General features: G+C 32.1%; 15 protein-coding genes and 1 pseudogene. All 16 read right to left on the bottom strand.

Annotated features, from left to right (window positions below):
• Nucleotides 1-518: 518 nt before the first annotated feature.
• The 16 genes and pseudogenes from ACFYKT_RS18455 to ACFYKT_RS18380 all read right to left on the bottom strand — a co-directional run bounded on the left by ACFYKT_RS18455 (nt 519) and on the right by ACFYKT_RS18380 (nt 21,311).
• The gene (locus ACFYKT_RS18455; RefSeq protein WP_389222569.1) at nt 519-1,481 is read right to left on the bottom strand and encodes a hypothetical protein; all 963 of its coding nucleotides are present in this window, start codon (nt 1,479-1,481) and stop codon (nt 519-521) included.
• Nucleotides 1,482-1,505: 24 nt separating this feature from the next.
• A complete protein-coding gene (locus tag ACFYKT_RS18450; protein WP_389222567.1) occupies nt 1,506-3,020 on the bottom strand; it encodes a hypothetical protein in 1,515 nt (504 codons plus the stop codon).
• 12 nt (nt 3,021-3,032) lie between these two features.
• The gene (locus ACFYKT_RS18445; protein ID WP_389222565.1) at nt 3,033-4,532 is read right to left on the bottom strand and encodes an AAA family ATPase; all 1,500 of its coding nucleotides are present in this window, start codon (nt 4,530-4,532) and stop codon (nt 3,033-3,035) included.
• 155 nt (nt 4,533-4,687) lie between these two features.
• Nucleotides 4,688-4,906, bottom strand: a pseudogene (locus ACFYKT_RS18440) (biotin/lipoyl-containing protein); the annotation flags it as partial.
• 705 nt (nt 4,907-5,611) lie between these two features.
• Nucleotides 5,612-7,291, bottom strand: a complete 1,680-nt coding sequence (locus ACFYKT_RS18435) for a hypothetical protein (protein ID WP_389222563.1) — start codon at nt 7,289-7,291, stop codon at nt 5,612-5,614.
• Complete coding sequence (locus ACFYKT_RS18430; RefSeq protein ID WP_389222561.1) at nt 7,285-8,268, bottom strand: helix-turn-helix transcriptional regulator; 984 nt, start codon at nt 8,266-8,268, stop codon at nt 7,285-7,287. Before ACFYKT_RS18430 ends, ACFYKT_RS18435 begins: the two co-directional genes overlap by 7 nt.
• Nucleotides 8,269-8,836: 568 nt before the next feature.
• Complete coding sequence (locus ACFYKT_RS18425; protein WP_389222559.1) at nt 8,837-9,598, bottom strand: GIY-YIG nuclease family protein; 762 nt, start codon at nt 9,596-9,598, stop codon at nt 8,837-8,839.
• Between the two features lie 84 nt (nt 9,599-9,682).
• Nucleotides 9,683-10,252 (bottom strand): hypothetical protein, encoded by a 570-nt coding sequence (locus ACFYKT_RS18420; protein WP_389222557.1) that lies wholly within the window; start codon nt 10,250-10,252, stop codon nt 9,683-9,685.
• 95 nt (nt 10,253-10,347) lie between these two features.
• Nucleotides 10,348-11,493 (bottom strand): AlbA family DNA-binding domain-containing protein, encoded by a 1,146-nt coding sequence (locus tag ACFYKT_RS18415; protein WP_389222555.1) that lies wholly within the window; start codon nt 11,491-11,493, stop codon nt 10,348-10,350.
• A 100-nt stretch (nt 11,494-11,593) separates the two neighbouring features.
• Nucleotides 11,594-12,778, bottom strand: a complete 1,185-nt coding sequence (locus ACFYKT_RS18410) for a hypothetical protein (protein ID WP_389222553.1) — start codon at nt 12,776-12,778, stop codon at nt 11,594-11,596.
• A 26-nt stretch (nt 12,779-12,804) separates the two neighbouring features.
• Nucleotides 12,805-13,338, bottom strand: coding sequence for a hypothetical protein (locus ACFYKT_RS18405; RefSeq protein ID WP_389222551.1), 534 nt, complete (start codon nt 13,336-13,338; stop codon nt 12,805-12,807).
• Between the two features lie 141 nt (nt 13,339-13,479).
• Nucleotides 13,480-15,495, bottom strand: a complete 2,016-nt coding sequence (locus ACFYKT_RS18400; protein ID WP_389222549.1) for a phospholipase D family protein — start codon at nt 15,493-15,495, stop codon at nt 13,480-13,482.
• A gap of 164 nt (nt 15,496-15,659) precedes the next feature.
• Nucleotides 15,660-15,965 carry a hypothetical protein gene (locus ACFYKT_RS18395; RefSeq protein ID WP_389222548.1) on the bottom strand — a complete coding sequence of 102 codons (306 nt, stop codon included), beginning with the start codon at nt 15,963-15,965 and terminating at the stop codon, nt 15,660-15,662.
• A 222-nt stretch (nt 15,966-16,187) separates the two neighbouring features.
• On the bottom strand, nt 16,188-17,702 hold the full coding sequence (locus ACFYKT_RS18390; RefSeq protein ID WP_389222546.1) for a TnsD family Tn7-like transposition protein: 1,515 nt from the start codon (nt 17,700-17,702) through the stop codon (nt 16,188-16,190).
• Nucleotides 17,699-19,192, bottom strand: coding sequence for an ATP-binding protein (locus ACFYKT_RS18385; RefSeq protein WP_389222544.1), 1,494 nt, complete (start codon nt 19,190-19,192; stop codon nt 17,699-17,701). Before ACFYKT_RS18385 ends, ACFYKT_RS18390 begins: the two co-directional genes overlap by 4 nt.
• Nucleotides 19,185-21,311 carry a Mu transposase C-terminal domain-containing protein gene (locus tag ACFYKT_RS18380; protein WP_389222543.1) on the bottom strand — a complete coding sequence of 709 codons (2,127 nt, stop codon included), beginning with the start codon at nt 21,309-21,311 and terminating at the stop codon, nt 19,185-19,187. Before ACFYKT_RS18380 ends, ACFYKT_RS18385 begins: the two co-directional genes overlap by 8 nt.
• Nucleotides 21,312-21,321 lie beyond the last annotated feature (10 nt).

Raw genomic sequence — 21,321 nt, 5'->3', positions numbered from 1 at the left:
GTTACAACTTCTGTGCAGTCGTTTTAGAAATTTTCCTTTTCCCTCGCTCAAACCCGCATTCCACCGTTCGCTGTTAAAATAAAGTCTTTCCTTTTCTCCCGCTTTTTCCTCATTTTTGCAAGAAAAAAACCCGTTTTTTCGGGCTTTTCTCACGCTTTTTTTCACATTTTTTATCAAGTTAAAAAAGAGTTTTTCTCTCACGCTTTTTTTTCACAACTGTTGATATGTCGGGGATAACAGGCTTTTTTCTCACGCTTTTTGGACAAACTTTATTCCAACTGTGGATGAATTGCGGAAAAGGTCTATTTTATCTGGAAAATTTCTATTGTTTAATTACATAGTAGAAGTAAGGGTAAGGAGTGCTAAAGTAACTTAATATACAAACTATCTTCAAGATATCTAATACAATTTCTATTACTACTTTGATTTCTTACTCTCTTGTCATTTCTGATTTATTTGATATGAATAATCTACCATCACAATCATCATTTACATAATCTATATAAATCTGATGACGTTTATCTTCTAAATAACCAAGATGGGGTATTGGTTGTTGATTTAACCCATTTTATAATATCCTTTTTTCTATCTTCTGGTTTCCCAACTACAGCAATAATGTCATTAGGTCTGACTATATCAGATCTATTCAAAATGAATAATCGACCGTCAGAGTCATTATTTATATAATCTTTATACATTGGGCGGCCATTATCTTCTAAATACCCAAGAACAGGGCCTCCCTTAACAAGTTCCCCGTCTTTCTTTTTCCAGGTGAGGTGGAGTAATTGACTCTCCTCTAATAATTGAGGTATTGCCCTAATTAAGACTCTTTCTTTAATAAGCGACATTAGTCTAATCTTTTGTAGGTCAACATTAACTTGTTCAATATCTTTTATCTCTAAAGACATATACCTTAATGCGGTCAAAGTTACATTTTTAAAAGTAATATTCTTTGTTTCAGCCCTAAAGTCCTTGTCTGAGTCTAATATAACTTTGGGCTTATTAATACCAATGTAACAAATGTTCCCAATGTTATCATCGACTACAAATTCCCCATCTAACAGGTAAACTTCATTTTCCTCTTGTGAATTAAAACCTTCAAGAATTTTTTCTAATTCTTGTTGGGTAGAGGCCACTATTGCAATATTATTCAGGATATTTAAATCCTCAGTATATTGTTTAATACTCTTTATCTTTTCTTTATTCTTCAAAAAAATATCTACATCAAAAGTATCCTGTTTTTTAATCCCGAAGATGTCATAAATTTCATGTATAACTTCATTCAGTTTCAACCCACTTATACTCTTAATTTCATTAAATTCTTTCATATAATACCGTTGTTCAAGCCAAGTAAATAATCTTCCATCATAGTAATATTCAATAACTTGTTCTATATCAAAAGCATCTTTTAACTCTTCTAATGTTCTAACTTGTTTCCCTTCTTTCATAATTAAAGGAAACTTGATACTTCTTTTCAGCACTACAAACCCTCCCTTCTTATCAACTTAACTAAAAAATGATTTCACTGTATTTACAGTACTACTTGCAAAACTTTTCACTGCTTTTGCAGTTGACTTTACCATATTAACTGCTGTATTCCTTACCTTTTGAACTCCTCTGCAAACCGTTTCACCAATTGTGGAACCTGCCATATAGGCTACAGTACCTCCAACAAGTCCACCTATTAATCCTCCTACTGCTGGGCCGATAACAGGAATCCAACTTAATGCAAATGCACCCATTACTGCCCCCTCAGCCATTCCTAAACCACTACATGCTAACCCACTAACAGTAGCCATTGTTACACGTTCCATTTTCTCTAAACCTTTTAGAATAGTTAATTCACCACTTGCTACTTTACCTAATACTTTTACATTTTCTATAGCAACACAAGCAACATTAGCAATAATCCCCGCAGGTGTCCCTTTTGGAATTAAAGAAATAAGACCTTTCTCGGAAGCAATTTTTAGTCCAACAGTTGTAGCATTCTTAATTCCTGAATCCATCCCTGTTCTTAACGCAATTTCAACAACTTCACCACCGTCAATTTTTTGACCTGATAATTTTCTTTGAACAAGATCAAATCCTACTGCAACTGTTGCTGACTGTAAACTCGCAAATGCTACATTTTGAGTCATGTGATTAGTCAAATCTTTTAACTTATAATAATTCCAATCGATTTCTAATGATTTACCTTCTTGGGCTATACTTTGCATTTGCTTACCTTCAGATTTACTCATTGATTGACTTTTGATTTCATTAAATTTTTCTTTAATGCTAATATAGTCACTACTTCTCTTTACATTTTCCGCTTGACCTTTTGCAACAATTTTTCCTTGTCCATTGTACCTTCCCTTTTTAAAGGCATCGTTCGTTGCCTTGCTGTCTCTACAGAGCTTTGCTTGATATCTCTTTACTTGTTTACCAGATACAATATCTTTAATTACAATATCAACTGAATTTTTTTTATAAACCTCACCTGGATTCGGTTGAACAGCTTCAGCTCTATACTTACTTCCTTTTAGAACAGCATCCATATTAAAAGTATTAGCATGATGTTGTTCAAAAATAAAACCATCTAAATTTAGATTCTGATTAATTGAACCATCAGCATTTGTTATTGTCTTTTGCATTAAGTCGTTTGAGTTTGCAATTACATAATCAATTTCTTGTAGATATTGACCTACTTTATTTATTTTCATTCCAACAGAAGATTCTTGAACCTTATTTTGAAACCACTTTTCTTTAGATGTTCCATTAGAGATTGCTAATTCCAGACTATGTAAATTTTGATTAAATGAGTGAATTGACTCAATAATCTCTTCGCTAACAGTAATAATTTCTTTCTCAGCCATATCTGGTAGGTATTTTGCGAGTTCATTTTTTGCCCACTCTTCATCTGTCATGCCACTATTTTTTTTGGAGTAGCTTCCAACCACTTCTTGAATAATTCCTATTACTTGTTCTGCATTTTCTTCATTCATAATCAGATGTTCTTGTTCAATATAAAGATTATTCACCTGTATCACTCCTTATCTCTTAGAAGCAGGTTTAAAATTATTTTTCTTATATATTTCAGAAATAACTTTAAGCTGATCCTTAAATAGTTCTGATAGAGAACTTGTATTCTTAATAACATCCAAAATATCCTTTGTAGTTAAATTATCTCTCTCTGAAACAAATACGTTTTCTACACTTTCTTTAACTACACCTTCGATATCCGCACCGCTGTAGCCATCTGTATTATTACTTAATTCAGATATATTAATAGACAGAAGATCGTTTTTACGACGTTTTGATATATGTATCTCGAAGATTTTTTTTCTTTCTTCAATGCTTGGTAAATCAACATAGAATATTTCATCAAACCTACCTTTTCGCATTAATTCTGGTGGTAGTTTCGAAATATCATTAGCAGTTGCCACAACAAATGTTGCACTATTTTTTTCTTGCATCCATGTTAAGAAATTTCCAAATAACCTTGTGGCTACCTCTGCATTTCCCCCATCACCAATTCCTGCAAACGCTTTCTCTATTTCATCAATCCAAAGTACACAAGGAGAGATTGCTTCTGCTAATTTAATCGCCTTTCTCATGTTTGCTTCTGATTCACCAACATATTTCCCTAACAGTCTCCCCATATCTAAACGTAATAATGGAATACCAAATAAATGAGCCGTAGCCTTAGCATTTAATGATTTTCCACATCCAGGCATTCCAACTACCAATACACCTTTAGGAATATCAACACCAAATTCCAATGCTTTATTCATATTTTTGAATACCTTCGCTTTGTTAGACACCCAAGATTTTAGATTATCTAACCCACCGATCTCTTTAAAACTTTCATTTAATGGAATCATTTCTAAAATACCCGACTTCTGAACCATCTGATACTTTTGATCATATATCAAATCCAAATCTCTTCTTAGGAGACTTCCTTCTTTTGAGTAAGCGAGTGAAAGAATATTAATAATCTCGTATTCTGTCAAACCTTTAAAAGCTATTGTTAGTTCTTCCAACAAATCTCCTGATAGCGGTTCCAAAGCATTTACATTAATGAACTCTTTAATAAGATTCTTTATACCTGATTCACCCATATAATCAATTTCAACTATCGTAATATATTTCTCTAATTCTTTTGGAACCTTTAGAATTGGTGAAACTAAGAAAACAACCGTTTCTAATCCATTATAAATTTTAATAGCTAACTCTTTCAGCATTGAAAGAATACGAGGATCATTCATAAAATGGTGAATGTCTTTAACAACCAGGATTTTCCCATTTAATTCATCATCCGATATCAAAATATCTAATACAATTTCTAAATTAGCCATACTATCCAACAATGGAGACTTATTTTCAAATTGAATCAACCCTTTGGAAGCATTCCATTCCAAAATATCTCGACCATAAGCAACATCTTTTATAATTTTGTCAATTTTCGTTTCTTCAAATGTATTAAGATATAGCATTGGATATTGTGCGTCAACATAGTGAAGTATTTTTTTAGTAACAGAGTCTATTAGCATTTATCTCTTGCTCCTTCATTAATTTCTATGTAATAACTAATTTCACCATCAATAAATGATATACCCATTTAATCTTTTCCTTTTTTGAAGCTATGATAGAAATGATGATATATCTTTTCCAACAATTTTGTATTCCATCATATTTCTTATTACTTTTCTCTTTCAAGGGTAAGAATAGCTTGTCCAACTTCGTAAGTTTCCCCTTCTTCAGCAATTAACTCTTTAATAAGCCCATCGAATGGTGATGGTACTTCTACACTAACTTTATCAGTCATTACTTCTACAAGTGGAGCATATTTTTTTACTTTATCACCAACAGAAACTAACCATTTACTGATTGTTCCTTCTGTTATACTTTCGCCTAATTGAGGCATTTTAATTTGTTCGATATCAGACGATAATTTTGTAATAAAATTTGTATTTATTTGACATTCCTCGTAACCCAACGGTATTAATGTCAATTTTTTAGAGGCAGATAATTCAATATTATAAAAGTTGATATTATTCTTCTTTGCATTGAAAGTATTACTACTACTAAAAAGTTCAACCCTTGGTTTGTTTATACCAATATATTTTATGTTGGATTTTCTATCGCTTACTTTAAAACTTTTGCCAAGCAAATAAATAACATTCTCATTAGATCGATTCTTCTCTAACAAGTCCTCTAACTCTTCCTGAGACATAACGACTAAATGAATATTATCTAATACTTCTTTTTCCTCAGTGTACTGTCTTACATTATTTCTTCTGTCCCTTTGTCTTATTAGTTTTTCTGTATATATTTTTTCTTTTTCATCGAAACCAATTCCAAATATATCACACAACATTTTAGGAATTTCTACTTTAGGAGCATAAGCAAAATCAGCAACTTGTTTAGCCTCATTACTGTAATATCTTTGCTCCAACCAAGTTTTTAACCTACCATCAAAGAAGTATTCCATGACACTTTCTATATCGAAATGTTGTTTAAGTTCTGCTAATGTTCTAACCTGAATACCATCTTTCATTTCTAATGGAAACTTAATATTTCTTTTTATCATACTTGATCCTCTTTCTTCATAAATATAGGTTCTTCTCGTCTACAATTCATAAATATATACCTTTCCTTTAAAGAGGACTATCATTCTTTCATCTTCTATATCCACATCATAAGTATCTATGTATTGATAATCGTCTGCTTCCAATTTAAGGGTACTTATTAATGATAAATCAAATGTATTCCACATTTTCAATATCCCATCTGCCGATATGGTTACTACTTTATCCCCAAACTCTTTAATTGATTCAATTTTATTATTATGTGCTTTAATTATCTTAATTTCTTTGCCAGAGTTTAAATCAAAAATTAACAAACTACCATCTGGTATTCTATTAAAAATATCTTGTCTTTTTGTTGTTGCAAATAGTTTATTCTCACAAATTACAAACTCATTTAGATTACCACCCAAAGATGTTAAGTAATAATCACCTAAATCTACTTCCAATTTTATTTGTTTATTTTCCTTATAGCTGTAAATAAGTTGTTCATTGGGTAAATATGAATAAAGATAACCTCTGTGAAAATATTGCTTTACTGTAAATTCACCACTTACATAAGTGTTATAAAATCCAGGCAAATCCACACTCCCTGCTCCAATCTCTTTCCCTGAAATTAAATCATAGGACTTATATTCTATCCATGTGCTTCTTCTACCGAATAATGTTGAACTGTTGTATTTATAAGAATAAATTGTATCTTCAAAAGCCCCTAATATATTAGGTTCATAAAAGTTAGGCTTTACATAAAAATTTTTTATTGCTTCGATCTCTTCAAAAGATGTGCTGTCTATCTTTAATAGACTACTAAAATCTTTTCCCAATTGACCATGATAATAATAATAAAGATCTCCTGAACTATCCTTACAAATAGCAGGAATACTCTCCTTACTACCAACTATTTTCCTAATTTCCCCTTTATCAGGTTCAAAAAAAATAACTTTTACAGGATTATAATCTGCAAAGAGACCAATAAGGTTTCCAAGAGCAAATACCTTTTTAACAGAATAATTGAATCCGATGTAATTTAACTCCTTATTAACTTGTTCTAAATCAATAATATTCGTTAAGTTTTCAAATCCTCCTGACAACTTTATACTATTATCAATTTTATTGTTGTTGAATAGATGTTTGTCAGCATTTACCTTTATCACTGCATCAGAAGTTAATATCAAATTCTTAAAAGTAATATTGTGTCTCTTCGCCTCAAACTTACCATTTGAAACCAACTTTAGTTTAGGCTGATTGATACCGATATATTCTACATTTCCAACGCTATCGTTGATACTAAATTTTTCTCCTAACAAATATATTTTCTTGGTAGCATTATCTTTTTTTAATACCTCTTCCAATTCTGCCTGAGAAATAGCAACTAAATCAATATCTTCTATTATGCCAATTTCCTCAGTATATAGTTTTATTGTTTCAATTTTATTCTTTCTAATCATGTATCTTTCTGCAAGAGAGTTACGTTCAACAGTAAAACTAATATCGAATATACTACAGATGGTTCTTGGAACACCACTTTCCTCTATTGCCGATAATACCTTCAATTGTTCTAATTCCGAATAATACAATCTATCCTCAAGCCAAACTTTTAACTTTCCATTGTAGTAATATTCTAAAATATTTTCTAAATCAAAGTGTTCTCTTAGCTCTTCTAAAGTCCTAACCTGTTCTCCATTCTTCATAATTAACGGGAACTTGATATTTCTCTTTAGCACGAATAATCCCCCTCTGTTTTATATCTACTACTCATTTTTTCAATTATTGCTATCAATTCTTCCCTTATACTAAAAGGTTCTAAGACCTCAACGTATTGCCCTTGACTTAACAACCACATAGTACAACCCTTACCATAGACTTCTGCCTCAATTAACCAACCATTTCCTAAATTCTTTTTTACAATTGCAGTAGGGAATCTATCCAAGACCGAATTTATAGAAGCACCAAAATAATTAAATTTAATGGTCATTAAATCTCCACCATACATAAATTGCGTACGCTTTCTCAACAACCCATCTTCAAATCTTAACTTTTCAGGAATCGGGAATTTCTGGTCTAACAATTGGAATGATCCAATTCTATCTACTCTAAAAAAGGCAGGAGTTTGATATTTACTGTTTTCAATAAAAGCAATTAAATAGAAATAATACTCCGAAAAAACAATTGATATTGGTTTAACGGTTCTCTCAGTTTTCTCACCATTCATCTTTTCATACTCAATCATAATCAATTGCTTTTTCTTGATACAAAAACATAAATCCCAAATTATTTTGATTAATGGTTTCTCATGTTTTAGTGCTTGAAAATGAATCAATTCGTTTCCAATAATACTTTTAATAAACTTTTTATCGTTTTCAGAACTCGTATTTAATAAGGAATCAATTAACCCGTTCATTTCATCTTTTATAAAGGCTCTGCTATCAAGCAAAATCTTTACTATAGATAAAAGCTCACTACCTGAAAGTTCCTTATCCACTACTCCACAGATGTTGTAACCTCGTTGGTAAGTGTCATATGTAATTTCTTCACCGTTATGTTTTTCAGCCAAATATGCCCTAACATCATCTATATCTCTTTGTATTGTACGGCCAGAGACACCAAACTCTATTGCAAGTTCTTTTTTATTGACTATTTCACCTTTTCTTAGCTTTTCATACAATAACAGGATTCTTTTTATTTTGTTTTCTTTATCCAAAGGTATCTTACTCCTTACGAAATACTTTTCTTTGTAAGAATATAATACCAAATTAGGTTAGACATATTCCGTCATAGTTAGAAGGCTTCACAAAATATGTATAAAAATAAAAGCACACCTCAATACGAGATATGCTAAACAGTTCTAATAAATTCTCCAAATTAACCCTAATGATTTTAAAAAAGGGAGCTTTTCCCTCACGTTTTTTTCACAATGATATGTCGGGCTTGAAGAGCTTATTTCTCACACTTTTATACACATTTCTATTTTAGTAGTGGATGAATCATGAAAAAATTCCGTTTTAACGGGTAAGATTTCTATTTTTTTCACTTTTCTACGCTTTTTTTCACGCTTTTTCTTGAATTTGAATAAAGTTTTCCGAAGCTACAAAAAGAAGAAAGGCTAATCCCGTAAGGGATAGCCCTGTTTTTTTCACACTTTTTTACGAAATCTTTTTTCTCACTCGAAGGCGAAATCGGAAGGGTTTATTGTGACTTCGGTTGGAAATTTTGGTCAGTTACATAGTAGAGATTAAGAAAACAAGATATCTAAAATCCTCTCTGATTCTTCATTTCAAAATTTTTTTAAGGAATGTCCTTGATAAAGACTTATTAGGTAATACCAAATATGTTAATTCATTATTTGAGAAATTTTTTTCTGACACATTCTTCGCCAGAATCTCAACAAAAGTATCTAAATCTACATTAGAAGATTCATTCACTTTGTTTTGCATTTCTTTTACTTTACTATAAAGAGTTGCCAAGTTAATACTACCTTCATGAAGTTCCTTCATATCATCTAAAACACTTGAATACACAGTCTCGATATCATGTTGTAGTTTTGCGATTATTATAGGTACATTTGCTCTTCGAGCCTCTCTTTCAATTATGTCTTTCCAGTAGTCCCGATGTGTAATCGTTTGATTAATTGTTATATACTTTTTTCCACCAACTGAAATTTCTTCATCATTTCCATCGTTATTAAAAAGTGGCGTAAGTGCTTTTATTAATATTCTCTCCAACAACAACATATCTATAGTACTTTTTTCAGTAGGATAATAAAGCATTTTATACGCATAATCTTTAAAAAAAGCATCCCTTAGATGTTCTTTTATTCTTCCGTTTAAATTAAATCTTAAAGGTGTACAACCAACATATAAACATTCACCTAAAATGTCGTATATCACATACACCCCTGGACTATGTGGAATATATTCTAATTCCCAAAAAAAAAGTTCTTCGATCTCTCCATATGAAACCCAAATACTATTTGGAATCTCATTTTCAATTGGCTTGTAAGCCTTAAATCCCTTTATGTCTACTTTGTCCATATTTTCCTCCAAAATTAATTACTATTTCCTTAACATATGATAAAGTACGAAATTTACAGAGCTTTATGTATTTGAGAGACTACTCTATTTGTCAAATAGATCTAAAGTTCCTTGTAAATTTTCATTGTCTATAGATTCTTTTGAGGTTAATAAACTAATAATTTTCCTATCAAATTCACTTTTACCACTCAATACTTGTTTAGCGATATTATTTGCTTCTATTTCTACATCTCTTTGTTCATATGAGATGCCCTTCAACTCTCTCATTTTTCCCTGAGTTAGTTTACCCTTTTTAAATTGCTGTACATGTACCAACTCATGAACCAGTGCAAATTTAACACATAATTCAATTACTCTTTCAAAATATAAACCAGGCACTTTTAAAAACTTAGAATTGATTGATAGTATCAATCCTTCTTCCAATAAAATAACTTCATCAATTTTATTCCAACTATTATTTATTTTAATTCTTGCATTTATTGATGTATCACCGTAACCATCACTGTCATTTACTTTACTTCTAAGAATAAGCTCATATTCAATATCTTCAATATCAAGCTCTTTTCTAATTGTCGAATGAAACAATTTAAAATCTTCACTTTCAAATAATTTGTTAATCTGTTTGGGAGTAGCTTCCGATGAATATATTGCCATTTGCTCTATCGCCTCTTTAATTTTTAAGCATCTACGTTTACTTTTTGATTTCTATGTTTCTTTAAAGCACTTATTTTTTATTGGGACTTGATTCTTTATACATCCAACTTATTTCTATATTCTTCGAGCAGATTTTTTAAGGCTTTCCCTATTTTTATCCTTTTTTGATTTACTATTTTCTCACGCTTTGTTTCAGTTTCAATCCAGTCATAAAAATTCTCTTCTGCATCAACAAGTTCGTTTAGAAGAGAAATATTACTTTTAAGATACTCTTCGAATCTTTCCATTTCTTCTTCATTGTTAAAAATGACAATTCCTGAATACAGTCTATTTCTCGCCCACATTGCCTCATGATCATCTGATTGAAGAAATTTATGTAGGATATAATCCAGGCTATCCTTTACATAATATTTATAGGAGTACGTCTCATTCAAAGAAAAACCGTTTCCTATATATCCCCATTTTGGAATAACCGTAATATATCTTCCACTATCTAAAACAACAAATTGTCGGTTGTATAATTTGGTACCGAAACATTTAATTTCTAACGTTCCATACATGGTACTTTGGTTGGTCATTAAATAAGAATAAAACTCTGGATGCCCAATTTCATGATCAGATTCTAAAACAACTGTAAATTCAGGATTATAAATATTGTAGTATGTATCTTCTTCCTGTTTCCACTCGTCTTTAAATCGTAATTTCTGTTTTATTTGCTCTAATGGAGGTCTGTTAAGCAAAAACCGTTTCCTCCATAGATACTCGATATGATTGATGTCAGCACTCTTGTCAATGTCAGTGTTTGTGTCGCCTATGCGAGTATATATATAGTTAGCTCTGACTCTTCTTTTGTGATCATTAAAATCTTCAATAATAAAATAAGGCGTATCATCGCTATTTTTTATAATTAGGACATCAATTTGCTTTTCTTCTATTAACATGGTAACTAATTCTATAGTTGGCCTGATTCCACCACTGAATTTTTTCCCTTTTAAAAAATCAATAATATTTTGCTGATTTTTTCTGTTTTCATCATTTTTGATGCCCTTTATTTCATAATTATCACTTACACCAAAGATGATATATCCATCTCTATCTGCTCTGTTGTTAGCCATACAAATAATGTCATGTAACAAATCCGCTTTATTACTGTGATATTGTTCTTTGAAATCCCAATATTCACCTTCTCTTTTGAATGAAATGACAGATTCAATTTCACTTTTTAGAGTTTCTGAACCCATTTTCCCCGCTCCTCTTCAAGTACGATGTCACTCGATTTTCCCAATACATCTGACGCTTTATATTTAAATCTTAAATGGCTGATTCTACTACCCATAGTTCTTATTCATAAATATCATCAATTATAATAATTTCCACTTTATCATTAATAATGGCATTATTAGAAATTGGTGTAACGATACTTGCACCATGTTTTTCGAGCCAAGTATAGTATAAAAGTCTAAGGTCACATATATCCATATCAAGTGATGCATATTCAGGTAAAATACCTTCCTTTATGAGCCTATTTAAGTGGTACACTGCAAGACTATCCCTATATTTATAAGGATTTGCAAAGTATTCACTGAATTTTTCAAGATCATATCTCAAAATCTGTAATTTTTTAACCGTATAAGTATTTGGATACGGATAAATGCTTAGATCTAAAACATTCATATTTTGAAGGTTTTGATGGATTTCTTTAATGGCTGGTCTTAATTTATTCAAAAAATTAATATATAGTTCATTGTCTGTTGGAAAAGTCATTGGTGCTTGAAACAATCCAATAAGCTCATTAATAACCTCTTTATAACCATAACTTCCAAATCTTATTTGATTTTCCTCATTTAAAATTAATAGATGTTGAAGGGGATCATTTTCAATTTTTATTAATACCTTGCTCCACTTCTTGTTATATTCCTTTTCTTGTCTCTCAATTTCTTTTACAAACTCTTTTAGTAATAAGTAACGCTTCTTAGCATATTTGACAAGTAGTTCGAAAGAAATCGACAGTTCCCTGTCTGGTTCTCCGGGTTTATTACTGTATAGGTAAACACTAAGATCGCCTGTACCATGCTTAGTTGACCATGAAGCAAAATACTTAAATTCTGATTCACTTCCATCGACACTGGTGAGATTTACAGGATGGGCCGCAAACGAAGCTCGAAGGTGTGAAAAATACTTATCGTCAGAAATACCCTTTTTAAAGATACTTGTATCTTTGATAAGATTATAGTTTTTTTGGTTATAGAGGACTCTATAGATTTGTTGTATAGATTCTGTTAGCAAATCTATTAAATGAATGAACTGCATCACATTTATTGATTGAATGTCATCATTTTCGTGATAAATATTCACATTAGGCATCCCGTTTACTACTATGTGAATCCAGTCTCTTGCTGAGAAGATAACATTCATTTTATTCTTACCGCCAAAATTACTGTATTTATGTATCAAGAAATCATCATGATCACTAATTGCTTGCTTGAAGTCCTCCAATATACCTGATTCCAGAAAATCTAATTTCACCTTACACCTCCATATTTCCTTCAATTTCACATGTTTACTTTCCAAATTAAATGCGTATCTTTAAGCATTTCATTTTCAGTTCGATATATCTCCCTAAAATAATTCAATCTTAGATGACCTTCCAACAAATGAAATGGGACACCCATTTTCATTCCTCTGTCATTCAAATAAGACGCTTCCTTATTTTCAAGAACTATAATTGGAACTGGCCAGGTCATATTTTTCAACATATAATCTTGCAACCAACTCTTATTGTTGCGTTTGTAAAGCTGGTATCCCAAATTATTAATCCAACTATCATCATAGGACTTAATAAGAAGGTATATATCCTCTTTAGACCTATGTTCCTTGATAAATTGCATCTTGTTAAAATTCAAAAAGGAATAATCTGAAACTACGCATAAATAGTGTCTGTATATCCAATTTTCAAGCACACAGTCAGGTATATTAGAAGCCGATGAACTTACTCTTCCTTTATAGGACTCAAACGATTCCTTTTCCAACGTATCATTGCCTTTGGGTATAAGGGGTTTCAAACTATTACTTTTACTTACAGACATTACTAAACCCTCCAGTATGTCTAATACATTCCTGTGATTACGTTTGCTTAATAATAATTTAGTAGTCTATTTAGTTTTACTCTCCAATTGTCACATCTTATTAATTACCAGATGCCTATGGAGAGAATGTTATTCGCTTTCTTATTTAGATTTTCCGTTCATCTCTTTTTTACTAAAAAGTGCTTTTATTTTTCCAATAAAAGTTTTCTCTTCATTCTCTGACATCTCAATAAATTTAAAGAAAATCTCTTTATTGATTACCAAAACAGGACTGTCCTCAATAATGCACTCTGGTGGTAAGAAGTTAATTTTGTTTGTCCTTTCTCTATTAGTCCTATCCCCAAACTCTTCAATTTTTATGAGGATCGTATTGTCATCTCTAATATCAAACGCTTGTTTATGACTCCGATATAATTCTCTCCATATAAATTTCCCTCGTTCATCATAGTCGTTAAACTTTTTTAAAGGGAACCATTTGGGAGTCTCCATTTCACACTCCTTGTAATATTGAATAAATACCTCTCTTGCTATTGCAAGAAAATCATCAGTCTTATAGAACTCATTTCCATCTTGAAGGCGTTTTCCAATTCGATATGTAAAGTCTTGGAACAAGCTCGAATTTATTTTCGACATAATCTCACTTAGGTATCTGCCTGATTCAGCCATAGCCTCCTTCTGGAAAGTATTATCTATTTGTAGGTAATAAATCCGCATGGATGTCTGTGCAGTTACATCAAAACCAGTAGCATTTGTTGTACCTATCATTACAGGGTGTTGACCCTTGATTTCATTGCTAATATATTTGATTAACCGTTCACCTTTCTTGGCCGCAGAACTTGTGAAGAACTTCGGTTCAATTTCATCAATTAAGATTGGGTTCACATTAGTCGAATGGAAGTAATCCCATATCACCGAAGAGTCTTTCACTTGTTCATAAGCAAAGTAGGGGTTTGTATTCCCCAACAACATTCCAATGAACTCTAAAGCAGAGGTCTTACCTGACATTGACCTTCCTGCAATAATCATAAATGGAGGAAAATGACGGCGAACACTTTCCCTTCCCTCCTCACTTGCATAATGGTCTCTCATATTCCATATGTAGGTTGACATAAAAGCATAAAGAATGATTTCAAAGATTCTCGACTGATTCTTTAAGTCTGTTCTGGCAGTAAAAAGTTCATAGGCATCAACAAATCTATTAATTAGAGTCAGATTTTCTCTTAATATATCAATATCAGTTATCGGCTTCGAAAATAGTATAAGCTCATTTTCTTCATCCTTATTTTCTAACCCATGATTCGTGGTTAGCAACATATTATTACCATTGTTATAAACAAGTTGGAATCTATGGTCAATTTCTTCGGACTTTTTGCTTGTCCATGAAAGAATGCTCTTAATTGCAACTGATTTTTGCTTTAAACTTGCAACGGGAAGTAAATTAAAACTATTAGACTTTTTATCCTTTTTAGTAATAACTTCAACAATTTGCTTAAATTGTATAGCATCTTCTTTCTCAACTTCCATCTTGTCAGGCAATAATTTTATTTCCTCCATTTCCTCTTCACTGAATTGGACTATTACCTTTTGTCGTGTCAAATCATCTATTAATATGTCTTTCATAATTTCCGGATCTGCAACCCAAACTTTCTCAGAGTCATATTGCTTCTTTATTATTTCAGGTATGTAGTCAACAGTTTGTTTAAAAATATCTTTAAATCTATTTTCATAAATTTCATATAAAGGAGAGTTGTCAAATACCAGTATTTCTTCAAATTGTTTTCTATTGTTAAAGGCAGTCTCAGTAAAGTTAGCCGAGCCAATGATAACCCTTGATGCATTTTTACCTTTTAGTAAATATATCTTTGAATGTATGGGATTGCCTTGGTGTGGGTATCTAATGGAGTATTTATTGGAACGAATATTCTCTTTCACATCGTTTGACAAGGAATTATAGAATTTTAGTCTTTCGGTTACGTCAAGTAGGGGGGCAATTCCAGTTACAAAGGAGTTGGCTACTGCCCCATCCTCTATACCTAAAATTAGTGTGATATTTGTGAAGTTCTTCGTTGTGGTAAAAAAGAAATTCGGTGATGCAACAAATGATACTGCTTTTAATTCACTATATATTGTAGTATCAAACAATTCATCAATATCCATATGAACTACTTGATTGTCCTTCACAATATTTAAGAACGTTTTATTTACACCTCCAATTTCTTCATCGGATAAATCTTCAAATATTGATAGTTGATCCTCGTCAAAAAGCCCTAATTGGCTCATATTATCCACACCTCATATTTTTTATGAAAAGTTATCTATTCTTATCTTCTAATCCATATAAAATTACCCTTTTCATCCATAACAAATTCAGGCTCATGCCCTTTTTCTTTTATATCATCTAACATTTTCTGAAATTCTAATTTCTTCTCTTGTGAAGACTCATTAATCAGATTTAATATGAATCTTTTTTGACTGACAACAATTTGCTCATATTGCTCATTGATAACATGTTCTATGGCTGATGCTTTAGAAATTTTAAAATTGAGTTGTGCTTCCATAGTTTCCGCTATTTCTTCAAGTTTCTTCATAGATTCATTATCGATTCTCACTGTTTTGTAATTACTCATGTTTTACTCCTTTGTGAATACCTTTATATTAAAGATACACAATGTTACATTATGTGTCAACGTGTAACATTGTGTATCTAAAACTACTATATTTGCTATAGGAAGAATAGGAACCTCTATTCACAACGCATTAGTAACTTTATAAACTTTTTATTTTATATGGCAATATGAAGAAACTGCCATGACAGAAAGTCACAGCAGTTTTCTATTCTCACTAAATACTTATTCATAATTACTTACTATACTATTGATTTGCTCTTTAACCTCTTTATTTGACCCGCCGAATCCTACAAATAATTGGATTTTATATGTTGTTAGCTTTTCGCCTTTCTTAATCATCTCTTCAATTGCCCATTTTATTTTTCGCACTCGGTAGCTTTCAATATCTTCTGTCACATCTTTTATGTATTGACGAGTTTTCACAAGTTTTGGATGGTTAAACCATCTACTCGCTCCAATTGCCCTTCTAATGGTACTTGGAATAATCCTAATTGGTTTTCCCTTTTCCTTCAATAAAGTTTCCACTGCATTTTTAGCGAGTTCTAAACACTTTTCGTCTCGCTTTTCCCAATCAATGTCACTTGATCTTTTCTTTCTGGTTTTAACGCTTGGTGTAACTTCTTCATACCATTCACGATCATTCACATATATCCATGTATGTAGCCCTTTTCCTACCTGCTTAAGTTCAGTTCGATTAGCACCAGGATTGTCTTCAATTATTTTTAGCCACTTTTTCCTTCTGTCCTTGATATCATAAAGAGGAATACGGTTGGGATTTATAGTTTGTTTTCCAATTGTAGTATTAGCACTAAAAAGTTCCGAGGCATTAACCTCTAAGAATTGAAGAAAGAGAAGATGCCTCAGCGGACTTCTATTCTTGTTATTGTTTCGAACAAAGAGCCTTAGCCAGTTTGCTTCTTGATCAATGTCTACACTACTTTGCATCAGTCCTAAATATTTCGATGGATAATGGTGCAAAAAATCCTCTATAAATCTATCAATATATAGTGTTCCACCATGAGAAGCACAACCTCTCTCCCGTAATTTATCAATATAAAAAGCGATAATAAAGGATAAATCCTTTCTATTTTGATTATGGAATAATATATATGAAGCATTTTCAACGTAATTCAAATTCGTCTCTTTTATATCCTTTGGGTAATTATCTGTAGCTAAATCAGCAGAACAAGTATCTTCATCTGCACATAAAAAATCATTCCTACTATCCGTTATTACTACATTACTTTCCTTATAGAGAACCTGATGCACTGGACAGTACAAAGCTCCAGGTACTTGCGGAAGCCTACGCCAATAACTCTCCCCTAATTGCTCTATATCTTGTTTAAAACATATAGGACAATAGCGTAGATAATTACTTGATTTCACTTTACTTCCTGCCATACCTGCCATACTTTCAATATTTCTACCGCATCCATCTTCCATACTTTTAAATACTAATCGTGATTTCTTCTCGGATAAAAAGGCTGTGTAAAATGGGTACATTGTGTGATTTATAATAATTTCCTTGCTTGAAAGTTTTGAAGTTGGGGGAAGGTTTGATACGAATGTACGTAAGTTTTGTGGAAACAATACAGACTTCCTGCCCATCCTTTTATATATTCTAAATAAGTCCATCTCTAAAGCACGCTTACTTTCCATACCGCACATTTGCTTGTATCTGGAAATAACACTAAATAGCAATTCATCTTGGTAAATTAAAGGCAGAAAGTTAATCATTTTACTGCAGCTTCCAGCCAAAAACTCATATCATCAATAAATCCATTCTCTAACATAAGTTGAAAAGGCGACTTTTCCCCCTTGTTTGAGTTTTTTAGCACCCCTCTTAAATCTCCTTCTTTATAATTTGCAACCTTCTTACCCTTTTGCACTTTAGGTTCACTTGTTTTTTTAGCATTTAGACTTACTTCCTGCTGAACGTTTTTAATTTTTGCAGGACTTTGAATTAGTTTCTCTTTATTTGAGATTGGAACATCAGAAATCTCAATTTTTCTCAAATCCTCAAATTGAGCCATTTTATAAATATTTTTTGATTTTATCGCATCAATCATTGGTTTCATCAACTTAAACTTCTCTTTTGCAACCTTCTGTATCATTTCAACAGTAAATTCTTCTTTCCCAATCGAGATGCACACTTCCTGTACGTTTATAAATAATTTAATAATTAAATCGGATACCCCTTGGGTTTCCTCATAAAACACTTTTATCATTTCTTCACTAAGAGGAGTGAAAATCCGATTCCACTGATACTTCCAGATAGATTCTAAAAAAAAGCGAAATTCATTGTTATTCTCCATGTTGTTCCAAATGATTTCACCATTCCCCGAAACACGTCTTGCAATTCGGAATTCATTTTGAAAGATTGAGTAACTTGCTGGGGTTCCGATAAAAAGTATAGGAACGCCAAAAGAATTCATTAAGGTAACAAAGTAGTTCATCATTTGTTGAATTCCACGATTCTGTAAATGCTGTATCTCATCTATGATTAATGTGCCAATTGCCAAATTTTGGGCAACCTGTCCCACTAATGGCAACATTGCATCTGTAGATAGATTACGAGATACATGTTTTTGAAATGTATTAGTTCCAATTAGTTCGTCAACCTTCATAAAGAATTGCAGAGTTAATGCTTTCAACGACGAATTACTTGGAGTTTGCAACGTGAGATGCGAAATTTGAATTTGGTTAAAATGTTGATTATCGTACTGATTATGAACTATGATTTGAGGTATATTGCTTATCACTCGACTGACACAGCTTGTTTTGCCAATACCTGAATAACCAATAAGCGTTGCACAACTTGCAGTAGTTCTAAAATCAGCTCTGGTATTAATATCAAATGTTCGATTAATAATTTTCTTGCCAGTTTGATTTATATACCTCCTGTATTCCTTATCAAATGGATTTCTGGCTATGTATCCCTGATATATGAGTGTAAAAATAGTTTTCCAAATATTGAGATGAATCGGCATTGGCTGATAGAGCTTATATAGCCTATATATCATATGAAGTCTATATGCACTATCCATATTCCTTTCTTCTTCCTTAAAAGATATAGGTGATTTCAATTTCTTTATGATGGATTCCTTATCCATTAGTGGTGGTAATGCTTGTATTAATGGATTGCTATTGTACTCCTCTAAAGGAAACTGATGATATTCTGCCTCCACAGCTTCCATGCCGTTTTGTAAAAAAAATAAGTTATTCATTTTCATCTACTCCCTGCAGGCTTCTAAACAAGTCTAATTCATCAACAATATTTTCCCTGGCAATCTCTTCTTGCTTTAACAAATTATCGTTCTCCTTTGTTAGTAAATCCCGTTGGTGTTGCCTTTCCTTTCTTTGATTCTCTTTTATCCCCTTCAATTTCTGCGTTTTGCTTATGCTATTATCTTTCTGTTCTTCTGTTTTTTGTTTTCCTGTTGTCACAATCTTCTCTATATCATCAAATAGCTTTACTTTTTCCTTTAATTCTCTTTCTTTTCCTTTACTATCGATTGATCGTTCGTGCTTAATAATTTGATCAACTTCTTCGATTCCTTTATTTTTAAACTTAGTAAGGTGATCTAAAAGGGTAAATTTATGAAACCCATTATTCTCTTCATTTGCAGTGTAGATATGCGTTAAGTTTCTGGGATCATACCAAATCTTTATTTTTGAACTTCCATTGATTCTTGCTCTTTGAAACCAGTTATTCTTTAAACTGTATTCAGATGCATAGAGCAATTGCTTAAACTTCACACCTTTAGCCGTAATTGAACCCGCTTGTGTGGGAAGAAGATGCATTCGAATTACTTCTTCAGGTAAAACACGTAGCTGACCCTTCTGATGCTTTAATCCAAACTCCCATATTTTTCTCGGTATTTTTTCTACACCCTCAGCAATCATTTCTTCGGTTAATGGATACCCTTCGATCACATGATGGTTATTGTAAAAAACAATACACTTAATTAGAATTGCAGTAACTTCATCAATCGTTAAATTAGCTTTTAATCTAAAATCCTTTTCTCCTCTTTCTCTAACTCTATTTCCATTTATAACAGCTCCATCTATATGTGGCTTGATTCTGGAATGAATCTGATTAAACATTGTTTCTACAATTCCTTTCGCCTGCGGAAAATATGGAGGACTATTCTGTACGGAGATACCCAAACCCTCTATAGCCCCTTCTATTTGTTTACCGTTAAGTTCACCTCGATCAGTAAAAATTCTTTGTGGAACACAATCCACATCCCATTCATCCTTTATCTCAATACCATACCGTTTACAAAACTCTTTTTTAGGAGTCATGCTATTTAATAAAGCCATCATTGCCCCGCTATATGAATTCAATGATTCGAAGCTCAAACTAAATCCTACTATTAAGCGACTATAAACATCTATAACCAGATGGAATAATGGTTTCCCCACCAGAATGTTTCTATTAATTGAAACGCAATGAACATCAAGTGGGGTACTATCTGTCTGCCATAGTGTGGCTGGCCCTGACCCTGCATCTTGTGTTGAATTCCCAATTATACCTCGGTACTTTTGATGATATACCCTCGAGCCATTTCTCATAGACACTTCCTTCTTTGGATCATTGAATTTCCTGAACCAATATAAAAACTGGTGATAACTTGGAATTTTTGAAGTGTCTTTTAATATAGAAATAGTATTTCCATTATGATCTTGTTCCTTTTCCGTAAAGAAGTCTCTAATGGTCAATTCATAGGAAACTTTTAAAGTATTTTGTTTGTCGTTATAGTAGTAACGATTTAAACCTGTTCTAAAATACTTTTTTATTTTTTCATCGACATTTACTCCTTGTTGGGAAGAAATTGAACTTGGTCGCCCTCTTTTTCGTTCACCACCCTTTTTCTCTTGTCCCCTTGCCCCGCACATATGAAAGGATGGTAACAAGGCATTTCGAATCTTTCCATATTTCCAGTATGCAATTAGATAACTTTTCACCGTTCGATAATTAATTTGATAAACTGCAACTGCTCTTTTCATTGCCTGATCTCTGTATTTAGTCATGAACATTTGCTCTTCATTTTCCAATTGAGCATAAACATAGGTTACAATTTCCCATGCACGATCCCTTCTTGTTTTTTCAGCATTGCTTAGATCTTCTTCAACAACATGACGATAGAAATAATCTTCTGTTAATTTACTAATCTCGTTAAGCTCGAATAGAGAAAAAATTGAATCCTTTTCCATTTCATAAGCCCATCGGTTACCTTCCATGTCTATTACACGTACAATAGAAGAAAGTCGGTTGTTATACACAACCCTAATGGTTCTTCCGTCTTTAAACTGAAGTAGCATATTTTCTAAAAGTTCCATTCCATCACCG

This window comes from Cytobacillus mangrovibacter, assembly GCF_042865275.1.
Taxonomy (GTDB): domain Bacteria; phylum Bacillota; class Bacilli; order Bacillales; family Cytobacillaceae; genus Cytobacillus; species Cytobacillus mangrovibacter.
The sequence above is the reverse complement of the archived record's forward strand: the minus strand, read 5'-3'. Positions and strand labels throughout refer to the sequence as shown.

Coding starts and splice junctions, on each gene's coding strand:
- ACFYKT_RS18445 (WP_389222565.1), bottom strand. CDS start 4,532: ATGCTAATAGACTCTGTTACTAAAAAAATACTTCACTATGTTGACGCA.
- ACFYKT_RS18425 (WP_389222559.1), bottom strand. CDS start 9,598: ATGGACAAAGTAGACATAAAGGGATTTAAGGCTTACAAGCCAATTGAA.
- ACFYKT_RS18420 (WP_389222557.1), bottom strand. CDS start 10,252: ATGGCAATATATTCATCGGAAGCTACTCCCAAACAGATTAACAAATTA.
- ACFYKT_RS18415 (WP_389222555.1), bottom strand. CDS start 11,493: ATGGGTTCAGAAACTCTAAAAAGTGAAATTGAATCTGTCATTTCATTC.
- ACFYKT_RS18405 (WP_389222551.1), bottom strand. CDS start 13,338: ATGTCTGTAAGTAAAAGTAATAGTTTGAAACCCCTTATACCCAAAGGC.
- ACFYKT_RS18400 (WP_389222549.1), bottom strand. CDS start 15,495: ATGGATATTGATGAATTGTTTGATACTACAATATATAGTGAATTAAAA.
- ACFYKT_RS18395 (WP_389222548.1), bottom strand. CDS start 15,965: ATGAGTAATTACAAAACAGTGAGAATCGATAATGAATCTATGAAGAAA.
- ACFYKT_RS18390 (WP_389222546.1), bottom strand. CDS start 17,702: ATGATTAACTTTCTGCCTTTAATTTACCAAGATGAATTGCTATTTAGT.
- ACFYKT_RS18385 (WP_389222544.1), bottom strand. CDS start 19,192: ATGAATAACTTATTTTTTTTACAAAACGGCATGGAAGCTGTGGAGGCA.
- ACFYKT_RS18380 (WP_389222543.1), bottom strand. CDS start 21,311: ATGGAACTTTTAGAAAATATGCTACTTCAGTTTAAAGACGGAAGAACC.